Consider the following 13,673-nt stretch of genomic DNA (forward strand, 5'->3'; position numbering starts at 1 on the left):
CTGCCCAAAAAAAATCGTTAAACCGCACAAAAAAACCCTCCATAAGGAGGGTTTTAATTATATTATAAGTTTAGAGAACTTTCTTACTTAGTTCACTGCACCTTCTAATTCAGCTCCTGCTTTGAATTTTACTACATTTTTAGCTGCAATTTTGATAGTTTTTCCAGTTTGTGGATTTCTACCGTCTCTAGCAGCTCTAGCAGATACTGACCAAGATCCGAAACCTACTAATGAAATTCTTCCTCCTTTTTTCAAAGTAGTTCCTACATTTCCTAAAAATGACTCTAAAGCTAATTTTGCCGCAGCTTTTGTAATTCCTGCATCAGCAGCGATAGCATCGATTAATTCTGATTTGTTCATAATAATTAGTTATTAATTGTTGGTTAAAAAAAATTGTTAATACACAAATTTAGTAGGAAATCCGTTGCGTGCAAGTGTTTTCTTTAATTTTAGCAATAATTGTTAATAACTTGCTTTTTTTGTTCATAAAGCAGGTTATTCATCGATTAAAATCAGGTAGAAACCCCTGTTTTACTGAGCTTAATACATCTTGGCGTCATCAGAAAAAGTGATGCCGTTTAAGATTTCTGCTGCCTGCATTCTCTTTTTTCCTGGAAATTGCAAGCTCAAAAGCTGTATGAAGCCATCTTTTACTGCAATTTTAATTTCTTTTTTGCTGCTAATCAGTTTTCCTGATTCGTATAAATGAGCTTCAGAAATTAGTTTGGCATCATATATTTTGATATTCAATTCCTCGTTTTTGTCTTTCAAAAAACACCAAGACGCAGGATATGGACTTAGGCCACGGATTAAATTATTGATTTCGTTGCCAGATTTCGTCCAGTCGATTTTACAGTTTTCTTTGTTTAGTTTATAAGCGGTTTTGATTTCGTCATTGTCTTCCTGAATTGTTGTAGTGACATTTCCATTTTCGATAACTTTCAAAGTTTCAATTACAGTTGTGCTTCCTAAATTCATTAAACGGTCGTGCAATTGTCCGGCATTTTCTGTTGGTTCAATCGCAATTTCCGAATTTAGAATCATTGCTCCGGTATCAATTTTATCATCAATAAAGAATGTCGTAACTCCAGTTTTAGTTTCTCCGTTAATAATAGCCCAGTTAATTGGCGCCGCGCCACGGTAATTTGGTAATAAAGAAGCATGAAGGTTAAAAGTTCCTAAACTTGGCATTTCCCAAACCACTTTTGGCAACATTCTAAAAGCAACCACAATTTGCAAATTCGCATTCAAGGCTTTTAATTCGGCTAAAAAATTCTCGTCTTTTAAATTGGTCGGTTGTAATAAAGTAAGATTGTTTGCTAAAGCATATTCTTTAACAGCCGAATATTTTATTTTTTGTCCGCGTCCTGCTGGTTTATCAGCAGCTGTAATAACACCAACAACTTCGTAATTGTTTTTTATGATGGTATCCAAAATGCCAACAGCAAATTCCGGAGTTCCCATAAATATAATTCGTAATTTTTCCATTATGTTTTTAAAGTGTATTTATTGTTTGCTAAAATAACGATATGATTATTTTCTAGTAATTCCTGAAGAACTAAAATCACATCTTTAGCATCTAATTTTATTTGATTTTGAATTTCGCGCGAAGTTAAGGCAGTTGCTTTTAATAAGTGCAGAATTTTATCAGCAATAGAATCGGCTTCGGTAATTTTTCCTTTTTGTGTAATGCAATACGAGCAAACGCCGCAATTCGATTTTGTTTCTTCTCCAAAATAATCCAAAACCAATCTATTCTTGCACGTTTTGTCTTCTTTTATATAATAGAGTACAGATGAAAGTTGATCTCGTTTCAGTTTGTTTTGTTTTTCCAGATATTTTGAAACTCGGTTTATTGTCAAATCATCTTCGCGTACTTCATTAAATAAAATAGTCGCGTCGTTATTTTTAGATTTATATTCAATAATATCTTTTTCTTTTAATTTTTCTAAAAGTGTCGTTACTTGTTCTTCTGTATGATTTGATTTTTTAGCAATCAGCGAAAGATTAAGTGGTGTTTTCATTTCATGAACTCCTGGATAAGTTCTTAAAATTGCCAAAAGGATTTCTTCATCATTAGGATTCAGGCTCATGTATCGAATCACTTCTTTGGATTCAATTAAAAACTGCATCGTAACTTTTTCCGAAAATTCCTGAGACATTGTAATAATTCCCTGTTGATTTAAAAACTGTAAAGCATTATAGGTTTTTAAAGTCGGAAAATCATATTTATGACAAAAATGATTCATTTTAAAAGAAAAAGAATCGTCTAAACCTTCACCATAAGCAATCTGAAAATAACTGCAAAGTTTGACATACATCGTTTTTAGAAATTTTTTATCTGGCAGAACATTTATAAATTGTTGTTCCGTTTGATTTGCATCAGAATTATTGAATAATAACACCGAAAATGCTTTTTCACCATTTCGCCCCGCGCGTCCAGATTCCTGATAATAATTTTCTAAGTTTTCAGGAAGTTGTGTATGAATAACCGTTTTTACGTTGTCTTTGTCAATTCCCATTCCGAACGCATTTGTGGCAACAATAACCTGCGCTTGTTCCGACATCCACAATTGCATATTTTTATCTTTTTCCTGAGATGAAAGTCCACCATGATAATAGGTTGCTCTAAATCCTAATGACTGCAATTGCGTTGACATATTCAGGCACGATTTCCTATTTCGTACATATATAATAGACGGCTGTGGATTTTTCTTTAAAATTTGTTCAACACGATACAATTTGTCTTCGACTTCAAAAACCATATAGGCAATATTTTTTCTTTCGAAAGACTGTTGGAAGAGTTTGGTGTCTTTTAATCCCAATTCAGTTTTAATATCTTCTACAACTCTTGGTGTTGCCGTTGCAGTCAAAGCCAAAAACGGAATTTTAGGAAAGAATTTTTTTAATTCGGAGATTTTTAAATAAGCCGGTCTAAAATCGTGGCCCCATTGCGAAACACAATGCGCTTCATCAATAGCTATTAAATTGATAGGAAGATTTTTTATGCGTTCTAAAATCCAATCTGATTGTAAACGCTCTGGAGAAAGGTAAAGGAATTTATAATTTCCGAATTGGCAATTGTCCAGAAGATCAATAATTTCTTCAGTATGAATACCGCCGGTAAGGGCAATGGCTTTTATATCTCTTTTTTGAAGATTCGCCACCTGATCTTTCATCAAAGCAATTAAAGGCGAAATAACGAGACAAATTCCTTCGCGCATCATAGCAGGAACCTGAAAACAAATTGATTTTCCGCCTCCGGTTGGCAGCAGCGCAAAAGTGTCTTGCCCTTCTAAAACCGATTCAATAATTTCTTTTTGAAGCGGTCTGAAACTTTCGTGTTTCCAGTATTTTAAAAGAATTTCTTGTGCTTCCTGCATGGCCAAAGTGTTAAAGTTAAAAATTTAGAAATCAGTTTCTAGTTTTGCAACTTTAAACTTACTGCCTAAATTTTATCTAAGATATAAAGAATTCTGTTTTCAACCGTATCTTTTGGAACTTCAATTAAATCGTACCCATATTTTTTATAAGTTTCAATAAGATGTTTTTGAATTTCAAGTGCCTGTTCAAAATTCTCGTAACGTTCAGTGTCGCTTTGATAAATCTCTTCCCAAGGTGGTAAAATAAAAGTTTTAGAATATTTGTAATCCTCGCAAGCTTTAGTGAAATTCTCTGGATATTCGTCGCCAATATAATCCATATAAGCTACAACATCAGGAATTCCTCGGTCAATAAAAACTACATTATCAGGTTCTTGCGCAGCGTTTTTAAATTGCTGGATGCGTCCTTCTAATAACATTTCGCTAAATAATAATGGCTGTTCTAAGAACAATTGCTCGATGCCTCTTTTTTGAGCTTCGAGTGTAACTTCTCTAGAAATTTCAGGGTAACAACAGTAGCCACGAGCTACTAATTCGTTTATCAGCGTAGATTTTCCTGTACCAGGACCGCCAAGGAGAACTATGATTTCTTTTTGCACTATTCTAAAAATAAAGGGCAAATTTACCTAAACTTATTCATAATTAAAAAGAATATTTATCAGAAGCGAAAAATTTGGCATTTTTGCCAGCCATGGATTGTGACAACTGGACTGAAGTCCAGCTCTACAATATGTGTCATTCCTGCGGAATTAAATTGTCAAAAGAGCCAAAGGTTCGGTGTATATTGTAGGGCTGGACTTCAGTCCAGTCTGTTTTACGTTTGAGACGATTGAAGTTTATTCACAAAACAAATACTTCCCAGAATCCTTCCCTTTTTTATTAGAAGGAACAATCAAATGCGATTCAAATCTCTTTCCGTTCAAAACATCATTCACAAAATCTAAAACATATTGTTGTCCTTGGTGAAAAAGATAACCGGAGAATTCGTGTCCACCACCGCAGAAAGTAATCAATTCAACATCTTTATGTAAATCATTCATTTGATTGTAAACCGCATAAGAGCCAAAAAGAATCAGCCATCCTGAAGCATTTGTTGGGCAAGAACGATGTGAACCCGCACTATATGGAACCGTGTCGTCATTATTTCCGTGCGCTAGTAACATCGGAATTGCTTTTTCTTTTGTAATCAAATTAATATCCTGAATCGCTCCAGAACCACCAATAAAGCCTTTGTATTTGAAATTTTCGGGCAAATTGCTTTTGTATAAATTCATTAATTTATAATCCCAAAACGAAGCGTGGAAACCAATTTCTGCGCCAGCACTAATTCCGGAAATAAAGATTTTTGAAGTATCAAGATTGTATTTGTCGGCGTTTTCGATTAAAAAACCAGTTGCTTGCCACATATCGCTTACGCCAATTTGAATTGCTTTTATTTTTTCGGTTAAAGTTCCTTTGCATCCAAAATCTTTTCCTTTCATATACAAACTATACGAAATGCTGGCAACCGCATAGCCATTTTGCGCCATAAACATTCCGAATTCTTTTTCGCTGGTACGTTCTCCGCCAGAAAACCCTCCGCCAAAAGCAAACATAATCAACGGAATTTTTTCGTTAGATTTTTTCTTTGGCAGATATAAATCTAAATCCAGTTTTAGAGTGTCATTTTGGAAATAAGTTAAGGTTTTGACTTCTTGTGCTTGAATTGAATTTAGCGTAAGAGCGATAAAAAGTAAAAGGAGTTTTTTCATTATAAGTATGTTTTAATCTCGCAAAGTCGCTAAGACGCAAAGTTTTTGCACAATATTGTCATTTCGACGAAGAAGAAATCTTCGCAAGTAACTCCTCACAGAATTTCACCAATCTTTGTAGAGCTTCTCATGAAGATTTCTCCTTCGTCGAAATGACAAACAGTATGCTGTATTTTTTTTCCTAGATAAACTTTTTGAGAAATATTTTAAGTATTGTTTTTCTCAAATATAAGAGTAAAATTTACAAAGAAATAATCTTCTAAAGCTTTTTTCTTTGCACCTTTGAGCCTTTGTAACTTTGCACCTTTTTTCAAAAGAAAAAATCTAAAAAATCTGAAATCAAAAACGTATATTTGCGTTTATTTTTAATTACGAATGGAGAACGATAAAGAAAAAAATACAGCCGAATTTTACGAAAGATTAAAATTAGAGCTTGACAACGCAAACACTTGGCCTGCAGAATATTTATATAAATTCATTGTGCCATCTGTAGCAGATAATGTAGAGCGTGTTGAAAAAGCTTTTGACAGAATGGGGGCAGTTATTAAAACAACAAAATCTAAAACAGGTAAATTTACCAGCGTTTCTGTTGATGTTACGATGCACAGCTCAGATGATGTGATTAGTAAATACAAAGAAGTTTCTACAATAGAAGGTATAGTTTCATTATAACTTATGATCGAAAAATATAAAAAAGAAGCCGCAAGTGACGTTGTTTATAATTTGGAATACAATTCTGAAAGACAGCGTTTGATTATTCCGGAGTATGGTCGTCATTTACAAAAATTGATTGACCAGGCTACTGCAATTGAAGATGATGAAACGCGAAACAAAGCGGCGAAATACATCATTCAGGTTATGGGAAGCTTGAATCCGCATTTGCGTGATGTGCCGGATTTTCAACATAAATTATGGGATCAGCTTTTTATTATGTCTGATTTCAAATTAAACGTTGAATCTCCATACCCAATTCCATCAAGAGATGTTTTGCAATTGAAACCAGATGCATTACAGTATCCTCAAAATTTCCCGAAATACAGATTTTACGGAAACAACATCAAATACATGATTGATGTGGCTAATAAATGGGAAGAAGGCGAAATGAAAAATGCCTTAGTTTTAGTTATTGCAAACCACATGAAAAAATCGTTTTTGAGCTGGAATAAAGACACCGTAAAAGACGATGTGATTTTTGAGCATTTGTATGAATTGTCAGGAGGAAAAATCAATTTATTACAAAGCACAGAAGAGCTTTTGAATACAACTGATTTAATGCGTACCAACAAACGTGTGTCAAATAAAACGACTCCGGGCGGACAACCAAAAATTCAAAGCAACAAAAACAATAATAAAGGCGGAAAAAAACCTTTTCAAAAAAACAATAATCAAAAATAGAAAAGCTACTAAGATGCTAAGCTACTAAGACACTAAGTTTTTTTTACTTAGAATCTTAGAATCTCAGAAACTTAGAAACTTTGAAGAACCTAAAAAGAATCTATGGGAATTTTTAAAATCGAAGGAGGAACTCCTTTAAAAGGAGAAATCACTCCGCAAGGAGCAAAAAATGAGGCATTACAAATTTTATGTGCCGTGCTTCTAACAGGAGATAAAGTAAAAATTAATAACATTCCTGATATTATAGACATCAATAAATTAATCACTTTGTTGGGTAATTTAGGGGTGAAAATTCAACGCAATGAGCCGGGATCAATTACATTTCAGGCAGATGAGGTTAATGTTGGATATTTAGAAACTGAAGCTTTCAAAAAAGAAGGTGGAGCGCTTCGTGGTTCTATTATGATTGTTGGGCCGCTTTTGGCTCGTTTCGGAAAAGGATATATTCCAAAACCAGGTGGAGATAAAATTGGTCGTCGTAGATTAGATACACACTTTGAAGGTTTTATCAATCTTGGAGCAAAATTCAGATACAACAGAGAAGATCACTTTTACGGAGTAGAATCTCCTGAAGAAGGATTAACTGGAACAGATATGCTTTTAGACGAAGCTTCTGTAACCGGAACTGCAAATATTGTAATGGCTGCAGTTTTAGCAAAAGGTAAAACTACAGTTTACAACGCTGCATGTGAGCCATATTTGCAGCAATTGTGTAAAATGTTGAACTCTATGGGAGCAAAAATCACTGGAGTTGGTTCTAACTTATTGACTATAGAAGGTGTTGAAAGCCTTGGAGGATGCGAACACAGAATTCTTCCTGATATGATCGAAATCGGTTCTTGGATTGGTCTTGCGGCTATGACAAAAAGCGAAATCACAATCAAAAATGTAAGTTGGGAAAACTTAGGTTTGATTCCGAATACTTTCAGAAAATTAGGTATTACAATCGAGAAACGTAACGACGATATTTACATTCCGGCTCACAAAGACGGATATGAAGTAAAAACAGATATTGACGGTTCTATTTTAACTATTGCCGATGCACCTTGGCCAGGATTTACACCTGACTTATTAAGCATTGTTTTGGTTGTAGCAACGCAAGCAAAAGGTGATGTTTTAATTCACCAAAAAATGTTTGAAAGCCGTTTGTTCTTTGTGGATAAACTGATTGATATGGGAGCAAAAATTATGTTATGTGATCCGCATAGAGCTGTGGTTATGGGACATAATTTTGAATCTCAATTAAAAGCAACTACAATGTCATCTCCTGATATTCGTGCGGGGATTTCATTATTGATTGCTGCTCTTTCTGCAAAAGGAACAAGTACAATTCAAAACATCGAGCAAATCGATCGCGGATATGAGCGTATCGATGAGCGTTTAAGAGCAATCGGCGCAAAAATTGTGAGAGCGTAAAAAAAAGTTAGCCACGACACGAGCGAAAGCGAACTGGCAAAGCAATTCACGAATTTGATTTAATTAATTCGTGATCCCGATAGCTATCGGGAGTGGCGAAAAAAAATAGTCTAAATGACAAACGAACAAAAAGCTATAAAAGCTACTATCTTTAGTATAGCTGGAAATACCTGCCTGGCCCTTATAAAAGGTCTCGCAGGTTTTTTTGGCAATTCATATGCCTTGATTGCAGACGCGATCGAATCGACGACGGATATATTTTCGTCCTGTTTGGTTTTATTTGGAATCAGGTATTCTAACAAGCCGGCCGATGAAAATCATCCTTATGGACACGGCCGTGCAGAACCTCTGATAACATTTTTAGTTGTCGGGTTTTTAATTACTTCAGCAACTATTATTGGGTACGAAAGTATTGCTAATATTGGCACTTCTCACGATTTGCCAAAATCTTGGACTTTATATGTTTTGGGAGCAATAATTATTTGGAAAGAATATTCGTTTCGTCTCGTAATGAAACGAAGCAAACAAACCAATAGTTCCTCTTTAGCAGCGGATGCCTGGCACCATCGAAGTGATGCTATAACTTCTGTTGCAGCATTTATCGGGATTTCATTTGCCCTGATTATGGGGAAAGGTTATGAATCGGCAGATGATTGGGCAGCGCTTTTTGCAGCATTTTTCATCTTATACAACAGTTATAAAATTTTCAGACCTGCACTTGGTGAGATTATGGACGAAAATCTAAACGATGATTTGGTAGAAGAAATTCGTGTGGTTGCTTTAAAGGTTCCTGGAATTTTAGGGACAGAAAAATGTTTTATTAGAAAAGCTGGAATGCGTTATCACGTTGATCTTCACGCAATAGTTTCGGCAAGTATTTCTGTAAAAGAAGGGCATGATTTGTCGCATAAACTACAAGACACTTTAAAAGAACAGATTCCGCAGTTAGGAAATGTTTTGATACATATTGAACCGGATGATTATCATTCTTAGAGGTTCTAAGATTCTAAGATTCTAAGATACTAAGGTTCTAAGTTTTTTTCTTTGTCAAAGTTTTAAACTTTGACAAAGATTAATTAAGTAATTAAAAAGAAAAATTTAAATCTGCTAAAATCTGTTTAAATCTTCGCGAAACAGAAACTTAGAACCTTAGTATCTTAGCAACTTAGCACCTTAGTCTAATACATTTAAAATTTTCAATCCAAACACGACTCCGTTTTGCTGAGTGCTGCCTTGGAAAGAATGGACATAATCAACTCGGAATAATTTAAATTTTCCGAACCCTAAATTGTCTAAACCAACTGTAAATTCAGAATATGGTTTTCGATCTGGAATTGCTAAAGTGTGAAATCCAATATTCATTGTCGATTTTAAAAGATTAATCAACGGAATTTTATTGGTAACAAATCCCATATCATTATGTTCCAAATGCATTTCAAAATAAGCATCGTTTGTTGAGTTTGAATAATATGGCATCAAGTTGAAAACATTCAAATAGCGCTCGCTTGTACCAATGTGAGTTTGATTTCCGTTAAAATGTCTGTAATCCATAAAAGCGATATTTTCGGCATTGTAGAATTTTCCGGCTCTGAAATTTGTTCCAAGAATTCCCTTGTTTCCAAGTGATAAATCGTATTGAACAGAAGCCCCAATTCTTTCAAATTCATATTTTTTGTCACTTGCCGCAAAGGCTTTTTCAAAAATTAAATAAACGGTTGGATATTTTTCGTTTCTAACATTGAATCTTCCGTCAGGTCTTGAAATGTATTTGTTTCCAAAATTGATTCTGGCACTCAAAGCAGTTTTGAATAAATGATGTGGGTCAAAAGCTGACGTTGTAAAATCATTTGGCGCCAAGGGATTATTAGATGAATAAATATCGTCTTGTTTAAAGAAAGAATAATCAGTGGTATTGAAGAGCGGTTTTCGCTGCTCATAGGCAATTTTCGCATTCAGATTGATTCCGTTTGCGACATCCTGGCCGTAATTAATTTGGGCAAATTCCAAATTGTACAACTTCATGTAATTATCTTTAAAAAATAAAGAAGCTATCGAATTGACAAATTTTGTGATAGGTTCAGCTCCATTAAACTGAGCGGTTTTTGTTCCTCCTGAAGCCGAAATGTAGGCATAATTGATATTGTTGAATCTGTGATTGAAGTCTCCCGTTACGCGAAAACGATCATCAGAAAAACCATAATTGAAAGTAGTGCTTATTGATGTGCTCTTTCCTTTTTCTTCGTTCCATTTTCTGAAAGAAAAACCAGAATCTAAATTGAAACCCTGAACGGTATTAAAACTTAGTGAACTTATATTTAATAAGCCTTTATAATCAAAAGAATAACTTTTGAAAGTGTTTTTATAATCGTAGCCCATTAAAATATCCCAAACTTTGAATTTGTTGTTTTTTGCATCAATCGAATCGGTGTATTTTTTGGATTTTCTGATAGTTTGTAAACTGTCTTTTTTAGTGTAATCTGTACTTTCTTCAATGGTTAAAGGAATGGGACGAATTTGATTCCAGAAGGCATCATCTTTTTTATTCGCATTTGGTTCAAAAGCTACAATTTCATTTCCAAAAGTTTTCTTTTCGAATGAAGCTGGAAATTCATAATTAGAATACACATAATTAAATGTTCCCGAAAATTTTATCCCAAAAACACCAGCATTAAAAGAAAGTGACTGCGCATTTTTTGACCAAATTTTGTTAGCTGAATTATAACTGAAACTCTGTTTTAAATTCATAATTTCAGTAAATTCATTTTTCATTCGGTAGCCTTTAATGTCCAAATCGATGGCGTAAATGGCAAAACTGTCATCTACAATATAAATGTAACCTTCAAAAACGGGTTCTTTATCGCGTTTTGGAATTACTTTGATTTTAAAGATTTGATGTTTGTTGTCATCATAAAAGCTTCCTTCAAGTTTGTATTTATAATAACTGAAAGCATTATCAGCAATGGGTGAAATGAGTTTAATGTCGAAATCTAAAGTGTTATCATAAAAATCATAAGTTGATAACGCTGCAGTATTATAACTGTATCCTCGGTTATTTCCGGAGATTTTAGAAGCAATTATTTTCTCTTTTAATTTATCTGGCTTTTCAAAAGTAATTTTCGAAACCGTTTCAGATAAATATAAAATTCCGGTTCCGGTAGAGTCTAAATTAGATGCCATATCAGCACCAAGGTCAACTTTTTTACCTAAAATCTTTTTCGGCAGATCTTTGACTTTAAACATTCCTTTTGAGTAAAAATCAGCTGTGTAGCGTCCTGTTTTGCTGGAATTGTCTTGTTTGTTTGCAATTGCACTTTTTATGATTGCATCCGCAGGATTGTTTTTTGGATCAATAATGACTTCATTTAAAGCAAAGCTTTCCTCGAGCATTTTTACATCAAGAGTGATTGTTTTTGAATCTGAAGCGACAGAGAGCTTTTGAGTTTTAAAACCCAGATACTGAAAAATGATTTTATTTTTACCAGGCTCTTTTACATTTAGCTGATACTTTCCCTGTTCGTTTGAAGTGGTTCCTGCGTATGTGTTTTCTTCAAAAACGGATACAAAGGGTAATGGATTCCCTTTTTCATCGGTAATAGTTCCTTTGATTTGGGCAAAATTTGAAACTGAAAAAAATAAGAAGGCAGATAAAATAAAGTTTTTCATGTAAGTGGTTTATCTTACAAAAATAGAATAACTTGAATCTGAGCTTATTAATAATTTGTTAAAAATGCTTTACAGAAAATATTGAATAGCTAATTCATAACTTTTAAGTCCGAATCCTAAAATAACGCCTTTTGCATTACCAGATAAATACGACTGATGTCTGAAACTTTCGCGTGCATAAGTATTCGAAATATGAACTTCGATTACAGGAGTTGTAACCGCTTTCATCGCATCGCCCAAGCCTATAGAAGTGTGCGTGTATGCGCCAGCGTTCAGAATAATTCCATCAAATGAAAATCCAACTTCCTGAATTTTACCAATCAATTCGCCTTCAATATTGCTTTGATAATAAGAAAGTTCAACGTTTGGAAATTTCTCTTTCAACGTTTCAAAATAATCTTCAAAAGTTTGGCTTCCGTAAACTTCTGGTTCTCTTTTTCCTAAAAGATTTAAATTGGGTCCGTTGATAATGCAGATTTTCATATTTAAAATTATTTCCAATGAATATTAATATTGCAATTGAGATTGAATTTTGTAAAAATAAAAAAACCGCACTAATTAATAGAGCGGTTTTTGTAAAAGTATGTGAAATATTTTTAGAACATGAATCCTGCAGAAAGCTGGAATACTGAGTTTTTAAGATCTGCATGCGTAGAAACTTCTGTAAGTCCTAAACCATAACGCGCCTGAACAAAAAGTCCTTCAGTGATTTTTAATCCAAGTCCGGCATTAACGGCGAAGTCAAAAGTTTTAGGATCCTGAACATCAAATTCTTTTTTATTGCTCAATAAAAATGATGCTTGCGGACCAACTTCTAAACTTAAAGATTTAGTCATGTAGAATTTAGCCATTACTGGAATAGATAAATACCCAAGTTCATTTTTAAATTCATCAACAGCATTTTTATAAGTTGCTCCTTGAGTTGAATACAAAAGCTCTGGCTGAATTGAAAATTTCTCTAACAATTTTAATTCTGCTACTAAACCTGCATGATAGCTTGTCAAGCCTTCTTTGTCAACAGAAATTCCATCAAAACTAGCATCACCATGCTGATTAGCAAAGTTAACCCCAGCTTTTACCCCGATTTTTAATAATTGTGCGTGTATTGCAGTTGATGCTGTTAAGAACATTACAGCTGCTAAAAATAGTTTTTTCATAAAAATGTCTTTTAAAAATTGGTATTTATTATGTTATCTACAATTCAAAACTACATTATTTGACTTTTATTGTTTTTACATCCTGTTTTTAAAAGTTATCAAAATTCTCACGTATATGATGTCTTTTAATTTTTTATGATTCTAATTAACAGTACTAATTTATTTGTTAAAAACCTATTTTATTTTTAATAGGTAAATTTTTATATTTGATTCATTAAATTTTAACCCAAAATAAATCAGAATGAAAAAACTTATTTTATCTGCCATTGCACTAATGGCTTTTGCATTTAGTAATGCTCAGGAAACTAAATTTGGAGTAAAAGGAGGTCTTAATATCACGACTTTTGCAGGTGGAGATTATTGGGATGCCAAATCTTTAGTAGGCTTTCAGGTTGGAGGTTTTGCAGAAATTAAAATTATTGATAGATTATCTATTCAGCCAGAGGTTTTGTACTCAGCACAAGGAGCAAAAATTGAATTTGCTGGTAGCGATTCTGATATCAAATTAGGCTATATCAATGTTCCAGTTTTGGCTAAATTTTATATTACAAAACAGTTTACAGCTGAAGCAGGTCCACAACTTGGTTTCTTGGTTTCTGCCAAAAATGAAGGAGAGGATGTAAAAGATAATTTTAAATCTGTAGATACAGGATTTAACTTTGGACTTGGTTATAACTTTACTGATAATTTTTCAGCAGGAATTCGTTACACAGTTGGTTTATCAAACATTGCTGATTATGATGTTGATGATATTGATGAGTACTATGACAGTCCAAAAAACAGTGTTTTGGCATTGACTTTAGCATATAAATTCAAATAATTTTTCTAATTATATTTAAAAAGCCTCCTAATCAGGAGGCTTATTTTATTCGTATTATATTTTTATTGTTAATTAATTTAATCAAAGA

At 33.5% G+C, this 13,673-nt stretch carries 13 protein-coding genes; 5 read left to right on the forward strand and 8 right to left on the reverse strand.

Translation table 11 applies throughout. The annotated features are described in order from the left end of the window. Nucleotides 1-87 precede the first annotated feature (87 nt). The 5 genes from ACNFIH_RS16770 to ACNFIH_RS16790 all read right to left on the reverse strand — a co-directional run bounded on the left by ACNFIH_RS16770 (nt 88) and on the right by ACNFIH_RS16790 (nt 5,134). Nucleotides 88-360: an HU family DNA-binding protein gene (locus tag ACNFIH_RS16770; RefSeq protein ID WP_012022249.1), complete on the reverse strand. Its 273-nt coding sequence runs from the start codon at nt 358-360 to the stop codon at nt 88-90. A gap of 180 nt (nt 361-540) precedes the next feature. Beyond that, complete coding sequence (gene fmt / locus ACNFIH_RS16775) at nt 541-1,488, reverse strand: methionyl-tRNA formyltransferase (RefSeq protein ID WP_426483991.1); 948 nt, start codon at nt 1,486-1,488, stop codon at nt 541-543. Further along, on the reverse strand, nt 1,488-3,383 hold the full coding sequence (locus ACNFIH_RS16780; RefSeq protein WP_426483992.1) for a RecQ family ATP-dependent DNA helicase: 1,896 nt from the start codon (nt 3,381-3,383) through the stop codon (nt 1,488-1,490). The genes fmt and ACNFIH_RS16780 overlap by 1 nt, the downstream gene beginning before the upstream one ends. A gap of 65 nt (nt 3,384-3,448) precedes the next feature. Further along, nucleotides 3,449-3,982, reverse strand: a complete 534-nt coding sequence (locus ACNFIH_RS16785; RefSeq protein WP_035649762.1) for an AAA family ATPase — start codon at nt 3,980-3,982, stop codon at nt 3,449-3,451. A gap of 237 nt (nt 3,983-4,219) precedes the next feature. Next, entirely contained in the window at nt 4,220-5,134 is a 915-nt protein-coding gene (locus ACNFIH_RS16790; protein ID WP_426483993.1) for an alpha/beta hydrolase family protein, read from the reverse strand. Nucleotides 5,135-5,509: 375 nt separating this feature from the next. On the opposite strand from ACNFIH_RS16790, the gene ACNFIH_RS16795 reads away from it, so the two are divergent. The 4 genes from ACNFIH_RS16795 to ACNFIH_RS16810 all read left to right on the forward strand — a co-directional run bounded on the left by ACNFIH_RS16795 (nt 5,510) and on the right by ACNFIH_RS16810 (nt 8,938). Continuing rightward, nucleotides 5,510-5,806, forward strand: coding sequence for a DUF493 family protein (locus ACNFIH_RS16795; protein ID WP_035649758.1), 297 nt, complete (start codon nt 5,510-5,512; stop codon nt 5,804-5,806). 3 nt (nt 5,807-5,809) lie between these two features. Next, nucleotides 5,810-6,529: a DUF4290 domain-containing protein gene (locus tag ACNFIH_RS16800; RefSeq protein WP_142451827.1), complete on the forward strand. Its 720-nt coding sequence runs from the start codon at nt 5,810-5,812 to the stop codon at nt 6,527-6,529. Between the two features lie 102 nt (nt 6,530-6,631). Further along, a complete protein-coding gene (gene murA / locus ACNFIH_RS16805; protein ID WP_035649754.1) occupies nt 6,632-7,945 on the forward strand; it encodes a UDP-N-acetylglucosamine 1-carboxyvinyltransferase in 1,314 nt (437 codons plus the stop codon). Nucleotides 7,946-8,059: 114 nt separating this feature from the next. After that, nucleotides 8,060-8,938 carry a cation diffusion facilitator family transporter gene (locus ACNFIH_RS16810; protein WP_426483994.1) on the forward strand — a complete coding sequence of 293 codons (879 nt, stop codon included), beginning with the start codon at nt 8,060-8,062 and terminating at the stop codon, nt 8,936-8,938. A 180-nt stretch (nt 8,939-9,118) separates the two neighbouring features. Here the strand turns inward: ACNFIH_RS16810 and ACNFIH_RS16815 are convergent, their stop codons facing one another. The 3 genes from ACNFIH_RS16815 to ACNFIH_RS16825 form a co-directional block, all read right to left on the reverse strand. Beyond that, nucleotides 9,119-11,608 carry a DUF5686 and carboxypeptidase regulatory-like domain-containing protein gene (locus ACNFIH_RS16815; RefSeq protein WP_426483995.1) on the reverse strand — a complete coding sequence of 830 codons (2,490 nt, stop codon included), beginning with the start codon at nt 11,606-11,608 and terminating at the stop codon, nt 9,119-9,121. Nucleotides 11,609-11,677: 69 nt separating this feature from the next. Further along, entirely contained in the window at nt 11,678-12,091 is a 414-nt protein-coding gene (gene aroQ / locus ACNFIH_RS16820; protein WP_426483996.1) for a type II 3-dehydroquinate dehydratase, read from the reverse strand. A 113-nt stretch (nt 12,092-12,204) separates the two neighbouring features. Next, nucleotides 12,205-12,765: a porin family protein gene (locus ACNFIH_RS16825; protein WP_426483997.1), complete on the reverse strand. Its 561-nt coding sequence runs from the start codon at nt 12,763-12,765 to the stop codon at nt 12,205-12,207. A 241-nt stretch (nt 12,766-13,006) separates the two neighbouring features. On the opposite strand from ACNFIH_RS16825, the gene ACNFIH_RS16830 reads away from it, so the two are divergent. Continuing rightward, a complete protein-coding gene (locus ACNFIH_RS16830) occupies nt 13,007-13,585 on the forward strand; it encodes a porin family protein (protein ID WP_426483998.1) in 579 nt (192 codons plus the stop codon). Nucleotides 13,586-13,673: the final 88 nt, after the last annotated feature.

It is taken from the genome of Flavobacterium sp. 2 (genome assembly GCF_049949195.1).
Lineage (GTDB): Bacteria > Bacteroidota > Bacteroidia > Flavobacteriales > Flavobacteriaceae > Flavobacterium.